General features: G+C 61.2%; 12 protein-coding genes. 5 read left to right on the top strand and 7 right to left on the bottom strand.

Annotation, left to right across the window (positions count from 1 at the left end):
• Positions 1 to 144 precede the first annotated feature (144 nt).
• The 4 genes from VSP_RS26310 to VSP_RS26295 form a co-directional block, all read right to left on the bottom strand.
• The gene (locus tag VSP_RS26310) at positions 145 to 2,472 is read right to left on the bottom strand and encodes a prolyl oligopeptidase family serine peptidase (RefSeq protein ID WP_009964460.1); all 2,328 of its coding nucleotides are present in this window, start codon (positions 2,470 to 2,472) and stop codon (positions 145 to 147) included.
• Positions 2,473 to 2,601: 129 nt separating this feature from the next.
• Positions 2,602 to 3,540: a proline racemase family protein gene (locus VSP_RS26305; protein WP_009964459.1), complete on the bottom strand. Its 939-nt coding sequence runs from the start codon at positions 3,538 to 3,540 to the stop codon at positions 2,602 to 2,604.
• The gene (locus tag VSP_RS26300; RefSeq protein WP_009964457.1) at positions 3,537 to 4,865 is read right to left on the bottom strand and encodes an aminopeptidase P family protein; all 1,329 of its coding nucleotides are present in this window, start codon (positions 4,863 to 4,865) and stop codon (positions 3,537 to 3,539) included. The genes VSP_RS26305 and VSP_RS26300 overlap by 4 nt, the downstream gene beginning before the upstream one ends.
• Before the next feature lie 33 nt (positions 4,866 to 4,898).
• Complete coding sequence (locus VSP_RS26295) at positions 4,899 to 5,825, bottom strand: dihydrodipicolinate synthase family protein (RefSeq protein WP_044133668.1); 927 nt, start codon at positions 5,823 to 5,825, stop codon at positions 4,899 to 4,901.
• A 121-nt stretch (positions 5,826 to 5,946) separates the two neighbouring features.
• Between VSP_RS26295 and VSP_RS26290 the strand changes: the two genes are divergently transcribed.
• Positions 5,947 to 7,326, top strand: coding sequence for an L-serine ammonia-lyase (locus VSP_RS26290; protein WP_009964455.1), 1,380 nt, complete (start codon positions 5,947 to 5,949; stop codon positions 7,324 to 7,326).
• 309 nt (positions 7,327 to 7,635) lie between these two features.
• Here the strand turns inward: VSP_RS26290 and VSP_RS26285 are convergent, their stop codons facing one another.
• Both VSP_RS26285 and VSP_RS26280 read right to left on the bottom strand, forming a co-directional pair.
• The gene (locus VSP_RS26285; protein WP_009964454.1) at positions 7,636 to 11,730 is read right to left on the bottom strand and encodes a choice-of-anchor D domain-containing protein; all 4,095 of its coding nucleotides are present in this window, start codon (positions 11,728 to 11,730) and stop codon (positions 7,636 to 7,638) included.
• A 337-nt stretch (positions 11,731 to 12,067) separates the two neighbouring features.
• Positions 12,068 to 13,903, bottom strand: coding sequence for an NPCBM/NEW2 domain-containing protein (locus VSP_RS26280; protein WP_009964453.1), 1,836 nt, complete (start codon positions 13,901 to 13,903; stop codon positions 12,068 to 12,070).
• Between the two features lie 183 nt (positions 13,904 to 14,086).
• Between VSP_RS26280 and VSP_RS26275 the strand changes: the two genes are divergently transcribed.
• The 4 genes from VSP_RS26275 (at position 14,087) to VSP_RS26260 (ending at position 16,921) form a co-directional block, all read left to right on the top strand.
• The gene (locus tag VSP_RS26275) at positions 14,087 to 14,794 is read left to right on the top strand and encodes a 3-keto-disaccharide hydrolase (RefSeq protein WP_009964452.1); all 708 of its coding nucleotides are present in this window, start codon (positions 14,087 to 14,089) and stop codon (positions 14,792 to 14,794) included.
• 237 nt (positions 14,795 to 15,031) lie between these two features.
• A complete protein-coding gene (locus VSP_RS26270; protein ID WP_009964451.1) occupies positions 15,032 to 15,547 on the top strand; it encodes a DUF1801 domain-containing protein in 516 nt (171 codons plus the stop codon).
• Positions 15,548 to 16,132: 585 nt separating this feature from the next.
• Positions 16,133 to 16,492 carry a YciI family protein gene (locus tag VSP_RS26265; RefSeq protein WP_009964450.1) on the top strand — a complete coding sequence of 120 codons (360 nt, stop codon included), beginning with the start codon at positions 16,133 to 16,135 and terminating at the stop codon, positions 16,490 to 16,492.
• A 45-nt stretch (positions 16,493 to 16,537) separates the two neighbouring features.
• Positions 16,538 to 16,921: a hypothetical protein gene (locus tag VSP_RS26260; protein ID WP_009964449.1), complete on the top strand. Its 384-nt coding sequence runs from the start codon at positions 16,538 to 16,540 to the stop codon at positions 16,919 to 16,921.
• Positions 16,922 to 17,727: 806 nt separating this feature from the next.
• Here VSP_RS26260 and VSP_RS26255 read toward each other — a convergent pair.
• Complete coding sequence (locus VSP_RS26255) at positions 17,728 to 18,939, bottom strand: serine hydrolase domain-containing protein (protein WP_009964447.1); 1,212 nt, start codon at positions 18,937 to 18,939, stop codon at positions 17,728 to 17,730.
• Positions 18,940 to 19,053: the final 114 nt, after the last annotated feature.

Below are 19,053 nucleotides of genomic sequence, written 5' to 3'. Positions count from 1 at the left end.
CGGGGCTGGCTTCGGCTTCCTGATGCTTGAAGTTTGAAGTTTGAAGTTTGAAGTTTGCCGCGGCCCAGTGCTTCAGTTTCATGGCTGCCACAGCAGTCTTGGGACCGAATTGATGCTCCATTCCTCATTCCTCATTCAGCATTCCTAATTTTTCCCTGCTCCCAGCCAGTGTGCAAAAAACGCCGCCCTCCTCCTGCTCGCATACGGCGTCTCGGCCGCGCCATGTCCGGTGTTGGTCACGATGAGGAGCTCGTAGTCTTTGTCGGCCCGTTGCAGGGCATTGGCCACCTGCATCGTAGAGGCCGGGTCCACGTTCTTGTCCAACTCACCCACCACCAGCATGAGGTGCCCTTGCAGCTTGCCGGCGTCTTCCACATTGGAGTTGAGTTTGTAGCTGTCATCCACCGGCCAGCCCAGCCACTGCTCGTTCCACCAGATCTTGTCCATGCGGTTGTCGTGGCAGCCGCAGTCCGCCACGGCGGCCTTGTAGAAGTCGTGATGATCCAGCAGGGCGCGCATGGCGCTCTGGCCCCCGGCGGAGCCGCCATAGATGCCTATGCGGTTCAGATCCATCCAGGGCCTGGTGGCGGCCGCCGCCTTGATCCAGGCGATGCGGTCCGGGAAGCCAGCGTCCTTGAGATTCTTCCAGCTCACGTCGTGGAAGACCTTGCCACGATGGTTCGTGCCCATGCCATCCGCCTGCACGACCACAAACCCCATTTGCGCCAGGGTTTGCTGCCGGAGCAGGCGGCCAAATTCCTTGGGGGCAAAGCTGCCGTGCGGCCCGGCATAGATCTCCTCCAGCACGGGTGAGGGCTTTTTGGCATCCATGCCCGCCGGCTTGATGATGATGCCATGGATTTCCGTCTTCCCATCGCGTCCCTTGGCCACAAAGCGTTCTGGCTGGGTCCAGCCCGTGGCCAGCAGGGCGGAGATGTCCGCGCGCTCCAGTTCCTTGATCAGACTGCCATCGGCACTGCGGCGCAGTTCCGTGACGGGCGGCTGGTCGGCGCGGGACCAGGTATCGATGAAACAAGCCCGGTCGGGGGAGAAGGTGATCTTGTGCGTGCCATCGCCCTCCGTCAACCTCACAAAGCCGGTGCCGTCTAGATTCACCCGGCAGAGGTGCAGGTGGTAGGGATCCTCCTCCGGCCGCACTCCTCCGGCCATGAACCACACCTGGCGTTTCACGGCATCCACATGCTCCACCTTTCGCACCACCCAGGGACCTTTGGTCACCTGGAGCTTGGGCTGGCCCGTCGCCGCATCATAGAGCCAGAGGTGGCACCAGCCATCGCGTTCACTGGTCCAGAGCAGTTCACCCATGCCCTTCAGCCATTCGCGGTACGTCTTGTTCGTGTAGTCGATGAAGGTCTTGCTCGTCTCCTCCACCACGGTGCGCACCGCGCCCGTGGTCGCATTCACCGCGAGGATGCGGTAAAGCTGGTGGCCGCGCTGGTTGTAGTTGAAGTAGAACTCATCGCCGTTTTCAGACCAGCGCACATCCAGATCGGGGCCTTCGGCAAAGGGATTGGGAAACAACGCGTTGTGCGGGATCATCGCCCGACGCTCCGCCACCCGCACCAGCACCGGGCGGGGGCGGGGCAACTCATCGCCCGGTTTCAGATAGTTCAGCGTCTGCACCCGGGGCTGCAACTGGTCGGCCGGGGAGGACTGCACGATGCTTATCTTGCGACCCGGGATCTCGTGCTGCCGCATGAAGACGACATGCCGTGAGTCGGGCGACCACTGCACTGGACCGCTGCAGCGGGTCTTGTCCTCTGCGGGCAGCTCCAGCTTCGAGGCCTCGTTGTTCTCCAGGTTCACGAGGTAGGGCTGGTCATCGCGAAACTCGACGCGCCATTTCTTGTCGGGAGAGAGGCGGGGATCCTCCCGCTTCTCCGTGCGCGGATCTTTGGGCGGTTCGCCCGTGCCATCCACCGTCACTTCAAGCGTACCTTCCCGGGCCTCGAACGCGCGCAGCGGCTTGCCCAGCGCATTCACCACCACCCAGACGTGGCCGGCGAAGGTCTCCAGTTCCCGGGCATCACCCGCCTGGATGCGCCCATAGCTGCGCCGCTGCCCGTCGAAGTCGCTCCAGAAGAGCTCGACGGGTTCTTTCGTCTGATTCAGCACCCGGAGGTGGCACTTGGGGCCGGTGCTTCGGGTGCCGCGGATCACCGGCATGTCCACCTCACGACCATTCGGCGGCAGGCCCAGCTTTTCCAGAGTGGCGGCCCGCTGCACTGTGCCAGTGACAGAATCCACCAGCACGAACTCTTTGCTCTCAGGCCCGGTGCTTACGCTGTACCAGAACTGGTGCCCGTCCTCCAGCCAGTGCGGGCGCACCTCCGCGCGGAAGATCGTGTTCTCAGTGCGGGAAGCCAGGGCGCGTGCTTCAGGGTAATCCAGCGGAGCGGCGGCGGCTAGCACGGGCAGTGCGAGTGAGACGAGGAGGTGCGTGTAGTACATCGTGGAAGCGGTGTTGCCGGTGTGTAAGTGCGTCAGTACGTCGGTGCGTCAGTGGGCAAGGCGTTGGGGGCGAAGTCGTACGGGGTACAGGCTTCAGCCTGCGTATTTCTCATAACTCATACCCCCATCTCACCTGATACCCCAGCAGAAGGGGTCGGTATCGTCGAGCAAAAGCGTGGCTTCCGCGCACACATGCGCCGTGCCGCTGAGGCAGGGCAGAAGGGTGCCGGCCCCGCGGTCCAGCCAGGTGTAGGAGGCGGTGAAGGTGCTGCCGATGATGCTTTCCTGAACCCAGGGTGTCCCGGGCTCCAACAGTCCCCGCGTGGCCAGGCTGGCCAGCTTCGCACTGGTGCCCGTGCCGCAAGGGGAGCGGTCATACGCTCCGCCGGGACAGAGCACGAAGTTCCGTGAGTTGCCGCCCGATTGCGGCGGGCCGAAGAGCTCCACGTGATCCACTTTGGGGTGACCCTGCGCATTCACCGCCTGGCGAATGTTTCCTGAAACTTCCAGCAGGCGCGGGATGTTCTCACGGCTCAGCGTCTGCCCGTGGTTGTTCACGAGGAAAAACCAGTTGCCGCCCCATGCGACATCACCGGTGACCACGCCCACACCCGGCACCTGCACGGTGACGTCTCGCGCTTTGAGGCGGGCAGGCACATTGGTCAGGCTGGCTCTGTCCCCCCCCTCCCAATGCGCCTGCACCACCCCTGCAGGCGTCTCCAGGCTGAGCGGTCCGGGTTGGATGCGCCCCAGATGGCCGAGGGTGATGATCACCCCCAGAGTACCATGGCCGCACATGCCCAGGTAGCCCACATTGTTGAAGAAGATCACGCCTGCCGTGCACGAGGTATCACTCGGCGGCACCAGCAGCGCGCCCACCATCACGTCATGGCCGCGGGGTTCATTCACCACCGCACGGCGGAAGTCATCGTGCTGGCTGCGGAAGACCGCGAGTTGCTCCGCCACGGTGCCAGGCCCCAGGTCGGGAGCGCCGGAGATCACCGTGCGGGTCGGCTCGCCCCCGGTGTGGGAATCGATCACCGCCACGCGTTGTAGGGTTGCTGTCATGACCGTCGCTTCCCTCCTTTGGATTTTGGCTTCACGGAGCCCGCGTTCATGAATTCTTCAATCGCATCGGCCTCCATGGGGATGTCGTGCATGAGACTCTGGGCCCCGGTTTCCGTGATGAGGAGTGTGTCCTCCAACCGCACGGCGATTCCCTCCTCCTTGATGTAAATCGCCGGCTCACAAGTCATGACCCAGCCGGGTTGCAGAGGTGCGTCCGCGGGCTGCACGTCATGCACATCCAGGCCGATGGGGTGGCCAACGCCGTGCATGAAATATTTCATGAGTGCCTTCTTCTCCGGACCCTGCGCACGCACCTGTTTCATGGTGATGAGCTTCAGGTTCACCAGTTCCTTCTGTACCGTCTCCTGGGCGATGGTCCGCCACTCCTTGGCCAGCAGCCCCGGCTTCAAGGCGGCTGCGCAGGTGGTGTAGGCACGGAACACGGCGTCATACACCTGCCGCTGGCGCGGGGTGAAACGGCCGCTCACGGGAATGGTCCGCGTCATGTCAGAGCAGTAGTTGTAGTACGAGGAGCCAACGTCCAGCAGCAGCAGCTCGCCCTCCCTGCACACGGCGCTGTTCTGGATGTAGTGCAGCCCCAGCGCATTCGCCCCGGAGGCGATGATCGGGCTGTAGGCGAACTTTGCTCCCTGGGAAATGAACTCATGCGCAAACTCAGCCTCCACCTGGTTCTCCGTCACGCCGGGCTTCACAAAGCGGGCCACGCGGTCGAACCCATCGCGCGTGATCGTGCAGGCCTTCCGGATGAGCGTGACCTCGTCTGCTGACTTGACCGTGCGCAACTGGTGCAGCAGCTGCGCCAGCCGGAGGTAGTTGTGCAGCGGGTAGCTCTCCCGCGTCTCCTTCACAAACCGCGCCTCCCGCGTCTCCACCACCACCTGGGCACGGGGATGTTCGTTGGCATTCAAGTACACGCCTTCTGCCTCACACATCAGGGCGTGAAAAATGCCTGGGAAGGCTCCCAGCCACTCCACCCGGGCGATGCCGCTGATCTTGGTCGCCTCCTCCCTGCTGAGCTTCGTCCCCTCCCAGATCTGCACATGCTCCGTGGGCTCCCGAAGGAAAAGGATCTCGCGGTTCTTCGCCTCATGGGCACCGTGAAACAACAACAGGATGGACTCCTCCTGCTCCACGCCACAGAGGTAGAAGAGATCCGCCCCGGGGTGCAACACCAACGTGCCGTCCGCATTGGTCGGCAGCACATCATTGTTGTTCACCACCGCCAGGCAGTTGGGCTGCATCAGCGCCGAGAGACGGGCGCGGTTGCCGGTGAAGAGTTGCGGATCAATTGGCGAGTAGCGCATCGGAAGGGGAAATTATGGATTATGAAGTATGAATTAGAAATGAGTTTCCCCGGACTCCAACGTGGGTCGGCTGGAAATACCTTTATGGATGACCTTGAGCACGGCCTCCCGCTCTGCGCCACTCAGTGACAGTCGCGGCGCGCGCGTCCACTCCTTGCCCAGGCCGCATTCCTGCACACAGAGCTTGATGTATTGCACGAACTTGATGTGCACATCCAGGTGCAGCAGTGGGGTGAACCAGCGGTAGATGGCCACCGCCTCCTGCCAGCGGCCGGCTTGCATGAGGTCCCAGAGATGTTGATTCTGTTTGGGGAAGGCGATCCCCGTGCCGGCCACCCAGCCGTCGATGCCTAGAACCGCGGACTCCAGTGCGAGGTCATCCACCCCGGTGAAGATGGCGTAGCGGTCGCCCACGGTGTTGCGCAGGTCCGTGATGCGGCGCGTGTTGCCGGAGCTCTCCTTCAGCGCCACGAAGTTCTTTACCTCCGCCAGCGTGGCGAACATCTCTGGCGTGATGTCATTCCCGTAGCTGATGGGGTTGTTGTAGATCATGATGGGCAATCCGGTGGCCCCTGCCACGGTGCGGAAGTGCGCCAACGTCTCCTCCGGATCCGGCGTCTTGTAGCACATGGCCGGCATGAGCATGAAGCCATCCACCCCGGCGGCCTCGCAATCTTGCACATAGGTGGCAGCTTCCGCCGTGCTCGTTTCCGCCACGCCAGTCACCACGGGGATTCGCCCCTTCACCGCGCGCACCATTTCCTGCATCACCAAGCGCTTCTCCTCAGCGGAGAGCATCTGGTTTTCCCCCAGGGAACCCAGGAAGATCAGTCCGCGGATGCCGCTCTGGATCAGGACCTCCGCGTGGGCGGCGGTGGCGTCCAGGTCGAGGGAGCCGTCGCGGTGCATCTGGGTGGTGATGGCCGGAAAGACGCCGGTCCAAGGGTGGGTGGTGCTCATCGTCCCCCACGCTAGCCACGGCTGCGGCCGGGATCTTGTCTGAATTCCCCGTTCAAAGTGGGATTTTTTCACAATCACTTTGCGCGGTGCGGTCATAGACAATGGAAGCGACCCCTTTTCCATGAGCCTATCCGTCCTCGACATGTTCACCATCGGCATCGGGCCGAGCAGCTCCCACACCGTGGGGCCTATGCGGGCGGGATGTCGCTTTGCCCATCGTCTGGCGGAGGCGGGGCTCATCAATCTGACCGCCCGGGTGGAGGCACACCTGTATGGCTCCCTGGCGCTGACAGGGAAGGGCCACGGCACGGACAAGGCGGTGCTCCTGGGCCTGGAGGGCGAGCTGCCAGAGAGTGTGGATGTGGATGAGGTGCCCTTCCGCCTAGAGCGCATCCGGCGCGAGCGGATGCTGAACCTGGGCGGCAGCCATGCTGTGCCTTTTGAGGAAAAGCGGGACCTGTTGTTTCATCGGCTCGAGAGCCTGCCCGCCCATCCCAACGGCCTCCGTTTCGTCGCGTATGATGCAGACGGGGGCGAGCTCCTTGCCAAGGTGTACTACAGTATTGGCGGCGGGTTCGTGGTGCCAGAGGGCGCCGCCCAGCGCGATGAACTGCCCTCCCAGGAGGTGGTGCTGCCTCATCCCTACCGCAGCGGGGCCGAGCTCCTGGATCTCTGTGAAAAGACAGGGCTCTCCGTCAGCGGATTGACTCTGGCGAATGAGGCCGCGTTCCGCCCTGAGTCCGAAACGCGTGAAGCCCTGCTCAAGGTCTGGGCCGCCATGCAGGCCTGTGTGAAGCGGGGCAGTCGCAGTGAGGGCACCCTGCCAGGTGGGTTGAAGGTGCCGCGCCGCGCGCCCAAGTTGTTTCAAGAACTCTCCGATCGTCCCGAGGCTGCCCTGCAGGATCCGCTCGTCGCGCTGGACTGGGTGAGCCTCTGGGCCATGGCCGTGAACGAGGAAAACGCCGCTGGTGGTCGCGTGGTGACCGCCCCCACCAACGGTGCTGCAGGCATCGTCCCTGCGGTGCTGCATTACCTGGTGCGCGTGCATCGGGTGAAGGATGAGGATACGATCGTTCGCTTCCTGCTCACGGCTGGCGCCATCGCCATCCTCTACAAGCTCAACGCCTCCATCTCTGGTGCCGAGGTGGGTTGCCAGGGAGAGGTGGGCGTAGCCTGCTCCATGGCCGCAGGAGCCCTCTGCGAAGCCCTCGGTGGCACGCCAGCCCAGGTGGAAAACGCCGCCGAGATCGGCATGGAACACAACCTCGGCCTCACCTGCGATCCCGTGGGCGGCCTGGTGCAGATTCCCTGCATCGAGCGCAACGCGATGGGCTCCGTGAAAGCCATCCACGCCGCCCGCCTCGCCCTGCGCGGTGATGGGAAACACACCGTCTCCCTGGACAAGGTCATCGCCACCATGCGCCAGACCGGGGCCGACATGAGCAGCAAGTACAAGGAAACTTCCCGCGGCGGTCTGGCGGTGAATGTGACGGAGTGTTAGCCGCGCTTCGCGCGGAGACACCAGACTGCCAGACTGCCAGACTGCCAGACATCAGACCTGAGGTCAGGGGGGACACGGGCTTCCAGCCTGTGCGTGCTACCGGCGTCCCGCCGGTTCAATGCGCTTGCATCCTGCGTGCCGTTCCCGGCATCTTGCCGGGAACCTCAGGGGAGGGGAGTGGTGAGATGGTGTGAATCAGAACGAAACCCCGGCCTGTCTTCAAGACCATCAAGATGACTTGTCAATTGCCCCCCTCCGTTCACCACCGGCGGTTGTGCAAGCACAAACCGCCGCTCCTTGGGCTACATCTCAACTCCCACCACCATTCACGGTTACTTTCATGAACCGCAGCGCACCGGCCAGCGGGATCTTGTATTCATGCACGCCTCCCGTCCCGGTATTGGAAACCGGCGTCCAGGAATCCGCCGACAGCGTCGCGCTCGCCTGGGCTCCGTAGGTCAATCCGGCGGCCACTCCCGCTACAGGGGGCGTGAACCGGATCACCAGGTATTCACCCTCCACCACCGGCTCCGGGAGCTTGGCTGCTCCGTTGGAAGCATTGCCTGACTTCGGATCCAGGTCGAAGGCAAACTCCATTAGGTTGGCCAGGCCGTCTTTGTCAAAATCCGCCAGGTCCGCGGCATCGCCGGTGTTGTTGGCGGTGTTGAAATGCTGGTAGCGCCATCCCTGCTGCGCGGTCACACCTGTACCAGTGAGCTCCACGAGGAACGGGCTTTCATCGGTGTCATTGCTGGTGATCTGCAGTGTGGTGGTGCGTGTGCCCAGAGTAGCCGGGGTAAACGTGACGGTTACAACGGTGGATTGCTCGCCCGTCAAGCTCGCGGCGGGAGTCGTCGTGATCACGAAATCGCTCTGCTGGCCGCCTGTGGTGGCGGCGCTGACATTGAGCGTGCCGCCGATGGTGTTGCGCAGGGTGAACGACCGCGATACGGCTGCGTTCTGCGACACCAGGCCGAAGTTGTAGAACGCGCTCTCCACCTGTAGGTCGGCCCCACCTGGTGCCTCGACCGCAAGTTCCGGGGTGCTGGAGTCATAGGCCTGCACATACTCCACGAGACCGCTGCTGCCGTTGTAGCGTCCCCCCACCACCCGGGCCCGGGCGCGGATCAAGCCGATGGCTGGCATGGTGGCCCCAGTAATTTCCCATTCCCCATTCGCCGCCCGGCTGCCCTGGCCCAGTTGTGTCCATGTCTGGCCTGAGTCACCTGAGGCATCAAAGGTGACCGAATCTGCCTCGGGTGCCCCGCCGCCCCGTCTCCAGCGGATGGCGCTCTGGCTGGTGCGGTGCAGGTGGTTGGTGGCGGCGCTGGTCACGAACAAAGCCAGGCGTTGGGCTGTAAGCCCGTCGTAGTTGGTGAAAGGCCCGGCCGCGAGTGCTTTGCCTGAGGATAGCAGGCAAAGATGTTCGATCCATTGGGATCCGGTGCCGCTGCCTTGATCGAAGGAGGAGTCATCATCGCCATTTGCCAGCAATCGGCGAACTCTTGATCCACTTGGGGGATGATAACTTTCTGGGCCGACCCAATTGTAAGGGGCGGGGCCGTAGAGAACGGACAAGACTTTGCCGTCCGTTTGCAGAGCTGCGGGAGCCATTCCCGCCGCTCCGCTGTGAATGTACTCTGCCACCATTCCATCGGCGGACCAGCGCATCATGCTCCTTTTGCCTCCTCCTCCGGCGATTATTTTTCCATTTGGAAGCATGCCAAGACCGCCTACCAGAAACTCTCCATCGGCTGTCTGGGCGATCATGCCGATGAGTTGCCCATTTTCGGTAAACCGGAAGGCGTAAGGTCGGGCCATGACCAGCGTAGGCGTGCCCGTGGGATAGGCGTAGTACATTCTCCCAGCTATCACCAGCGTGGTGTCTGGGGCGATCCCGATGGTGTTGATTTCTCCAGCGAAGGTCACGGGGCGTCCTTCGCGATTGAAGAGGAATGTCGTGTCGTCTGCACCATCAGGCAGGAGTCGACGAACTCCCAAGTCATTGGCGCCCCCTACGAGAATCCTGCCATCCGCAAGTACGCGCAGGACATTCACCGTTTTCGTGATGGTGGGTGCATGGAAGGTGAAATCCACCGAGCCATTCGGGAGGAGGCGCACCAGCTTGGGTCTGGAGGCTCCATTGAACGTATCAAAGGTGCCCCCCACGAGAAACTTGCCATCGTCGAGCACTGCCACACAGTACACACCGTTCACGTTGGGGCCGGTGCCTGTGTCAAAGGTCGGGTCCACGTTGCCTGCAGCATCAATACGGAGAAGCCTGCGGGCCGAACTCACATTGTTATCACCGCCGATCAAAATCTTGCCATCCGGCTGTTCTGCCATGGCATGAACCGTGATATCTGGAGGGGCGACGAAGTCGCGGTCCAGTTGGGCGGGGTTGAGCAGTATCAACACAATGTCGTTGCCAGTGCCTCCGTCGTACCGGATTTGTAGTTTCACCTGCCTCGAGCCGTAAGTGGGGCTGTAGGTGCCCGCAACGATGCTGCGATCCGGCAGGCCTGAGAACTGTCCCGTCACCGGGCTGGATGAGGTGTTGTCTACCAGCACCAACTCTGTGGCGGCATCTGCATTTAGATCCAGAATGATCGTGCCCAATACCTGTCCCGTGGCGTCAAATCCCTCGGATGGAACCGCGCCGCTTGTCGGTTCAGTGAAAGTGCGATTCCAAGTGCCCGCGGTGGCGCTACCCGTAAGGGCGATGTCGAAGGATGTTTCGTCCGCGTCATTGCTGGCAATGTGAAGGGCGGCGCTGTAGTCCCCAACGCTGGTGCGTTGAAATCTCACCAAGAACGTGGTGGACTCTCCGGAGCCCAGCGCTGCTGTGGGCGGGGCTATCACTTGAAAGGCACTTGCTTGGGAACCTGTGATGGAAGTGTTGATTCCTGTGAGTGTACCAGGCCCCGTGTTGATGATGGTGAAGCTTCGTGTTGTGGCAATGCCTGGAGTGCCGTCTGTAAAACTTGCCGTCGAAGTATTGTCCGCGAGATTGCTGCCCTGTTGACTCACCGCGATTTCTGGGGAGGGGGTTCCCAAGGCAATCGTCTGCACATCATGATGACCGGCCCAGGCGGCACGGGCCTGAATGGCACCGTTGCCAGCGGGAATGGTGCCCGACCATTCCCAGTAGCCCGATCCGTAAATCGGAAACACGGTAGAGGTCACCGTGCCCTGGGCATTGAGGAAATCAAATGCCACACGTGATGGGGCACCACTGGCTCCCGTGTGAGCCCAACGCACCCTGCCAGCTTGCGGAATGGTGAGCTGTCGCGCACCAGTGTCATTGAGCCGTCTTTGCACGCGTTCAGGAAACGGCCCGGCCAACACCAGCTTCCCATCGTGATGAAGCGCCAGGGCGGAGACGTCTTGACCTGTATTCCCGACAAAGGTGGTGTCGCGTGTGCCGTCACTGTTGAAGCGCAGCAAGTTCCCAGGCCAAGCCACATCGGTTGGCAGGGTGCCAGGGAGGGAAAGCACGTATTTGCCATCGCTCTGTAGCGCGGCTCTCAAAATGTAGTACGGGGAGCCAACAACCGGCAGGCTCGTGAAATCGGTGTCCCGGGCCCCATTGGCGAGGAGGCGTGTGACTTGGACGTATGCGGTCTCGCCTTCATACCTCATGACTCCCACCGCAAGCATTTTTCCATCGGGCTGGACCAGGACATTCTGGATCTCGTTGTACGGATGAATTTCCAGCACCGGGGTGAATGCCGCATCGATGGAGCCATCAGCGTTGAGTCGGCTGATGTTGGGGCCGGCCCCATAGGTGGATCCGGCATAAAATGACTCGAAGCTGCCTGCGACGATGATCTTGCCATCTGGTTGAAGGGCGAGGGACTTGATGGAGCCTCCATCAAAGAAGTAGTCCCGATCAAAGCTGGTATCGAAAGTCCCGTTGGCATTCAGCCGGCGTAGGTAGGCTCTGCTGAAAGAGCTGTACTGCTCCACCTCACTAACGAGAATTTTTTTATCCGGACACAACAGGATCGATACGTGACGTGTATTTCCTGACTCCCAGAGGCCGCGGAGGACGGGGGCCTGGAAAGTGGTGTCGAGTCTCCCATCAGGGAAATATCGGGTGACCGTGGCACGAGGTGTTTCAGAGGCGGAGGTGGAGAGGATGCCTGCCGCCAAAATCTTCCCATCGCTCTGCACTGCCAGAGAACTGACTTCGGCCCCAGGGTAAGTTTCGGGCTCGAAAGTGATATCCGGGGTGCCGTCCTCATTCAATCGAAATAACCCGTGGCGAATTCGACCGCTGACCAGAAATGATTTTCCAGCCAGGACAACCTTCCTGTCGGGCTGAGTCGCAATGGTCGTGGGTGTCTGGTCAATGGTTAGGCCGGAGCCGAAGCTGGTGTCCACATCGCCCGAGGCAGCCATGAGTGGGGCACCCCAAACGCAGGCGATGGTAAGAATTGCAAGCGGGCCTAGGCGGCGAATGAGAGAGAGGGGAGTGGTGTGCATGGGGGCGTTCAGGATGGCAATTTAAGCAAAATCCTGACACGGGGAAGCGTTTTTTACCTTACCGTGGCCAACGCCTCGGCACCAAACCCTTTTCAAGGCGAATGTGCCGAGTGCGCTGCCGATTGTTCCAACCTACCCTTCCTCAGTCTATGACCGACCACCTGAGGCAGTCTGTACTCTGCACAGCTTCCACCTACCCCAGACCCCAAGACTTGCGCCCACGCGTAGCGGTCAGGTCTTCTGTCTTCCAGTCTTACCGTCCCACCACCGGGTCCAGCCACACGCCCCAGTCGGAGCCGTTGCCATTGCCGCCGTCAGTCACCTTGAACTCCAGCTTCTGGACGCCTTTCACCTCGACATCGAATTCCACGGCGCTCCCATCCTGGAGCTTCGGGCTGCGCCAGAGGGCGCGACCATCCCCGATGATGAGGCAGTTCACGGAGCCGTCATGTCCGGTAGCAAGTCCGGCGACACCTTTGACGCGGGTCCACTTGCCTCCCAGATCCCAGACGTGCCGGGCAGGCGCATGGGCATAAAGACCGCGTGGGTAGAGGCGGCTGCCTGCGATCAGCAGATTGTCTGGGGCAGGGAGGCGATTGACCAACGGGCGACCATAGCCCACTTCCACCTCCAGGGTGGCGGCATCGGACAGATGGCAGACATTGCCGTCCACTTGGGAAGGGTGAGGGCCGGCCTTGCCCTGAAGGGTATCGGCCAGCACCTGCGCTGTTTCCAGAATGCGGGGCTCCACGTTCTGGTTCGCCAGTTCATCCAGTGCCAGCCGCACGCCCACTTCTTGTCGGGCATTCACCGCTTTCATCAGGGGGGCGAGGGCCTCGGTCGCATGCGTGGCGCTCAGGTCCACCCGGCCATCGGCCTCCACATAGTAGGGAAAGGTTCGCTCCGCTCCGGGGGATGCGAAGGAGCTCATCGCTCCGTTGGCCTGGGCGGCCACAATTCCCAGCATGCCCGCGCGACCACTTTTCAAGGCATCGCACTCCAGCGTGAAGCGCCCCTCTTTGTCCGGCACGGCGGTGCGCGTGGTCGCGTCATAGTTGCTGCCGCCCGCGGGGTCCATGTAGCCGATGACCGCATACACTGGGGGATCCGCCGTGACCCGGCCGCTGAAGGTGAAGGACTTGCCCTCGGCCGATGGCGTGAGCTTTGCCTCGCTGATCACCGCGTTGGGTTTGACATCGAACCCCTTCACCGACCCGCAGAAGACGGGGTGGGAGGCGAGCCGCAGAGCCTCACCGAGGGAGAGAAAAGTACCCTTGCCCTCACCGCGCAGCTCCTCGCTGTACGTGTGATTTCCTGATCCCATGAGCGCCGTGCCCCAGAGGGCGGCCTGGTCGGGCCGCGCCTTGTTGTGAGGCAGCCCCAGCGCATGACCCACCTCATGGGCCACGCCGCCGATGAAGATGGTGTTGTAGCGGCCGTAGGAGATCTTGCCGTACTGGCCATCCTGGAGGAAGGGCTCCTTGTCATCCAGGAGGTCCAGGTCCAGCAGCGGGGAGTCCACCTGCCAGGCCGTGCCATTGCGGTTGGTGCCGCCTGCGTAGTAGGGGCTGTTCTGGGACATCGTTTGCTTGATGGGATCCCAGTTGGACATGTTGCAGAAGATTACGATGGTCTCCTTTTCCGCATCCAGCCCCGCCTTCTCCAGCACGGGCAGGCATTCCTTGCGGATCTTGCCCCCGCTCTGCACGGCGTAGTCGGAGTAGGGGGCATCTCCCTTCACAAGATGAATCTTCACCAGGCCATCCTGCTCATGTTGCAGCTTTATGGTACGAGGGCCCAAGCCATTGCGCTCCATTTCCCGGGCATAGAACGCCTGAATGTGCTCCAAGATCTTCGTGAGCCGCTCCCGGTATCTCGGGGCAGGTTCCCGGTCCTTCGGGGTCCAGTACACCAGATGCAAGTAGCGTTCCTCTTTCTGTGGCTGATCCGCCTGCCAGGTGTCCAGGATCTTCCGGGCAGCGGGCACCTGGGTGGCGATCTCTTCCTGCGGCGTGGCTGCGCCCGCATCGAGTGAGAGGCAAAGACCAAGTCCGCAGAGGGCGAGGAAGGGGCGGAGGGAGAGGGACATCAGAACAAATGGCCTGAGTTTCAGATCTGGGACGCGGTTCAGGAAGCGACGCGGTGTCTAGACAGGATTAACAAGATTTTGGACAGATTAACAAGATGGGAATTCGGGTGGGCATTTGGCGTGAAGAACGGGTTTTTCTGGTGCGTACTGGAGGCGCTTCTGGTTTTCTTACGCGTATTCCACATGAAAGTTCGCCCTCTCTCCCTTCTCCTCGCGCTGGCTTTTTCCAGCCCGCTGGTCGCAGCCGATCCTGTGAAACCCTTCAATGGCAAAGATCTCTCCGGTTGGGAGACCAAGCCCGGCAAGGGCACCAACAAATGGACCACCGCCTTGGCGTCGGTGGATCCTGCCAATGAAAAACTCCTGCAGGCTCGCGGATTTGGAATCGGATTTGCAGACGGCCTCGCCCTCGTCAACCTCGCCGCCAAGCACGGAGACAGCGTGGACCTCTATACCACGCAGAAGTTCGGGAACTGCCGCATCGAGCTGGAGGTGATGGTGCCCAAGGGGTCCAACTCCGGCATCTATGTGATGGGCGAGTACGAAGTGCAGGTGTTTGACTCCTTTGGCAAAGCCAAGATGGAGCCCAGCGACATGGGCGCGATCTACGGTGCGGCGGTGCCGTCGGTCAATGCCAGCAAGGCCCCCGGCCAGTGGCAGAGGTTTGTCATCGAGTGGCAGGCTCCCAGGTTCGACGCCGCTGGCAAGAAAATCGCCAATGCCAAGTTCCTCAAGGTGGAGCTCAATGGCCAGTTGCTTCACAAGGATCTGGAGATGCCCGGACCCACGCCTTCAGGTGTGACTGGCAAGGAGGCGCCCGAAGGTCCAATCATGTTCCAGGGTGACCATGGTCCCGTGGCGTACCGGAACATTGTGATCACGCCGATGTAGGAACAGAGACACAAGACTTGAGCGCCGCGTACTGAACTGAGCAAACTAAAGTTTGAACTACGAACCGCTTCCAACTGCCTCGTGCGCCGGGGCTCTGTTCGTAGTTCAATCTTTAGATTGCTCAGGGTGCGAAAGAACGTTTGAGGCGCAGTTGAGTTCGATTCCTCCACCGCGTCATTGCCACCCTTGTCCAGATGCCTCATTGCAACCCGGGCCACACTCTGCTAAACCCACCCCATGGCCGAAAATCCCTCCAAGAAATCGGCGAAGGTCGCAAAGAAGGCCCCGTCAGTTAAGAAGGCAGGCAAAGCTGCCACCAAGTCTGCGCCGCTCAAGCCGGCGAAACCCGGGGAGGTGGTGCTGCTCTCCGGCGGCAATCCGCAGATCGCCAAGGGCGATGGTGACGCGCCCGTGCAAACCTACATCGCCGCCATGCCGGGGTGGAAACGCGACATTGGTCGGCGACTCGATGCCATCATTCAGCGCACGGTGCCGAAGGTGTGCAAGGCCGTGAAATGGAACTCACCCTTCTACGGGTTGGAAGGGCAGGGATGGTTCACTTCCTACCATTGCTTCAACAAGTACGTGAAGGTCACTTTCTTCCGCGGTCTCTCCTTAAACCCCGTGCCTCCCGGTGCTTCGAAGAGCCAGGACACCCGCTATCTCGACATCTACGAAGACAAGCCCTTCGATGAGGTGCAGTTCGCGGACTGGGTGAAGCAGGCCAGTGAGTTGCCTGGGGAGAAGTTGTGAGACAGGATTAACAAGATTTTTGACAGATTAACAAGATGGGGGAGCAGGGGGGAGTGTCAGGGGGTGATTGTTAATGCAGCCTTCGCGGCCTGAGCGTATCCCTTGGGCACGCGACTGCGCTCCGAGATCCAGACGTCGCAGACGGGGAAATTAGTGCCTCCTCACGTCGACAACTACGACCGGCGAGGGAGGCCGCACGGCAGAGGGCATGCTCAAACTCCCTTCGTATCCTTACACACCCTGATGGCTCACGACGCCATGGTTGCTCACTGGTCTTTGATCGCCAACCATCCAGCGCCCGTGTAGTTGTCGACGTGAGGAGGCACTATATGAAGCGTCTGCGAGCTTCGCCTTGTCGACGATGTCACCAAGTTCCGATAGGTTCAGGCATCGTTGCGCACCCAATCTGGAGGGGCCTCACGGTCCCCACCTCTCCAGCCCCAACTTTTTTGGACTCTTTTTCCCGAAATGTCGAAATGCGGCCGGGTGACCCGTCATCGATGCGGGGTGTCGATGGCGCGGCTTGCGCTGCGGCACCGATCCTTTCTGCAATCCATGCCTGCTCCTTTAGTCGATTCGATCCCTATGAAATACGCTCTGCTCGTGCACATGAACAAAGAGGCTGGCGACCAGTACGATGTCGCCAGCGCGAGAGCCGCCGGCATGGCCTATGGCGAGGCGCTGCGGGCCGCGGGCGTTTTTGTCGCCGGAGCCGGGTTGGACGTGCCGGAGAAGTCCACCATGGTCACCCTGCGGAACGGTCAACGCGAAGTGCATGATGGCCCCTATGCCGAGACCAAGGAGTTCCTTGGCGGCTTCGTCGTGATCGATGTGCCCCAGCTCGATGATGCGTTGGAATGGGCTGCCCGTCATCCCTCTGCCGCCTTTGCCTGCATCGGGGTGCGGGACCTCGCAGGTTCTTATTTCGCCACCAGTGGGAAGTAGCCCGGCTCCGCATCGGATCATTTCACAACGAAGGGACCTCACCTGATGACCTCCATTCTGCTCACCTTTCTGGTGACCGCATTGATCTTTGGCTCTGCCGTGGCCGTGGGCTTCCGGCTGGCACGTTCTCCCAAGCCCTACCCACTCGGCTGGCTGGGGTTTCACATCGCTCTGTTCTTCGTGATTGCCATGGCCATCGGGGCCTGCATGAGCGCCATCGAATCTGCGTTGGGAAGTGCCACCATGTCGCCGAGCATCACGGCGCTCTCCTGCGCGGGTCCATCACTGATCGCCCTGTTCATCAGCGGCATCGTCATGCTCTTTGGCAAAAAGAAACGCCGCGCATGGATCATGGTGCACAAGGTGGCCATGTATCTCCTGGCTCTGACGATCGGCACCGCGGGTGTCTTGGCTGTGATGGGACGGTGAGGGGCCTCTTTTCGGAGACAGAATTAACAAGACTTTGGAAGGATTAACTGGATGGGGGAGGGGTGATGTTTACAGGACGCTTGCACTCCCTGGCTCTGTTATACTTCTCTGCGTGATGCTTTCGGCTTTTTCAGCACTTTAAAAATTCGAAATGTTAACGAAGGGAAGTATAGTAGTTCAATCTCTAGCTTGCTCAGTACGTCTTGGACATTCCGGACCGCCTAAAAGCCAATGCCATCAGGGGAAAGCTGGTGAGGTCGATGATTCGCCTTTGGCGAACGAGCTGAGGGCTGAAAGCCCGGCATGATAGCAGCCTTGGGCAACGCCCAAGGTTGGCGTTGGTTTTAGAGGTTGAGGGCTGTAGGCCCGGGGTCATTCAGGGATGCTCGTCGTGGGCAGGATTGATGAGGCCGGGCCTTCAGCCCTCCGATTCCCTTTCAACCCCTAACCTGGGGCGCTGCCCCAGGCTGGTATGACACCGGACCGTTGGTCCTCAGTTTCATTCATGCAACGGCGTTGATCGCTCTGCCCAACCTTTTCCCTGATGGCATTGGCCTAAAGGCGGAACTCCATCCACGGTGCGAATGTTTCATGGAAATAACCCGTTCATTTCCGCTGCCCAGGCTGCGATACCTCGTCAACAGGGTTGCGGTGCTTCCATGTGAGATTTTGGGTTCGCGCCGGGGTTGGAGATCCGTCCCGCATGCGGGACGGATCAGTAGGCGTCGCGCCCATGATCACATTCTCCGCCCCGGACTGCCTGCTCATTTCTCAGGTCTTCTATCTTTCGTCTTCCAGTCTTTTGTCTAACGCGCGGCCTTCCCGTACATCTCCACTGCCGCTTTCTGCAGCGCCGCCCGCATGTCTGACTTGTCGGAGTTGGGCAAATTTGCCCGTTGGATCAGGAGCACGATGCCCAGGCCCCGCGTGGGATCCATCCACGCTTGCGTGCCGTAGGCTCCGCCGTGGCCGAAGCTGCCGGAGCTGAGGGCGGCGGTCACGCCCTGGGGTTCATTCACAAGGTGGAAGCCCAGGCCCATGTGCATGCCGTCGGAGAAGCTCACCTTCATGTCGCCGGTCTGGTTGGTGGTCATCTGCTTGAGCGTCTCTGCCTTCAGATACCGCTTCCCGTCCAGTTCTCCGCCGTTCAAGATCATGCGGTAGATGCGGGAGAGATCGCCAGCGGTGGAAAACAGACCGCCCGCTGCCAGGGCCATGCGTTTGCGATCGGAGAGGGGAGGGGTGAGATACTTCACCGTGGTCTCCTCCAGCCCCGGACTCTTGTCCGCCTTGGGTTGGTAGGACTTCGCGATCCGCGCCATCTGGGCATCGGTGGGCCAGAAGGTGGTGTCCTTCATGCCCAGCGGGGTGAAGAACCGCTCCTGCATGAACTCGGCATACGGCTGGCCGCTCACCACCTCAATGATCCGTCCCAGGGTGTTGATGCCCGGGTTGCAATACTGCCACTTGGACCCCGGCTCGAACTGAAGGGGGCTGATCGCGTAGGTGAAGACCGCCTCCCGCAGCGACAGCGCATCCAGCGCCTGATCTTCCAGCGGGCTCTTGCCCACCAGGCCGCTCGTGTGGGTGAAGAGATCCTTCACCGTGATGGGCCGGGCTGGCTTCTTCAGCACCACCTTGTCAGCGGTTTTCTCCGCCACCAGCATCTGCCCTTTGAACTCCGGCAGGTACTTCGACACCGGGGCATCCACTTCCACCTTGCCCTCCTCCACCAGCATCATCACCCCCATCGCTGTCATCGGCTTGGTCATGGAGGCGATCCAGAACATCGCGTCCTCCGTCATCGGCTTCTTGACCGCCAGGTCCGCCTGGCCCAAGGCCTCCAGCGACAGGATCTGATCCTTGTTCACCACCAGGGCCACCGCTCCAGAGATCGTCTGGTCCGCCACGAAGGGCCGGAGGCTGGCTGCAATGGGACTGAGCGGCTTCTCGGCCTGGCAGGGTTGCCAGGTGACGGAGAGTGCGAGGAGGGGGAGAAGGAGGAAGTGCGGGCGCATCGTGGGGATGGATACGGGGTGGGAGGGGGGAATTTCAAAAGCCAAACTTCAAAGTTCAAACTTCAATGGAGTGATGGAGTGATGGAGTGGGGGCATTGGACGGCAGGAGAACAA

Origin of the sequence: Verrucomicrobium spinosum DSM 4136 = JCM 18804 (assembly GCF_000172155.1) — a bacterium.
Taxonomy (GTDB): domain Bacteria; phylum Verrucomicrobiota; class Verrucomicrobiia; order Verrucomicrobiales; family Verrucomicrobiaceae; genus Verrucomicrobium; species Verrucomicrobium spinosum.
Note: the sequence above shows the minus strand (reverse complement) of the source record. Positions and strands in the feature narration are given on the sequence as shown.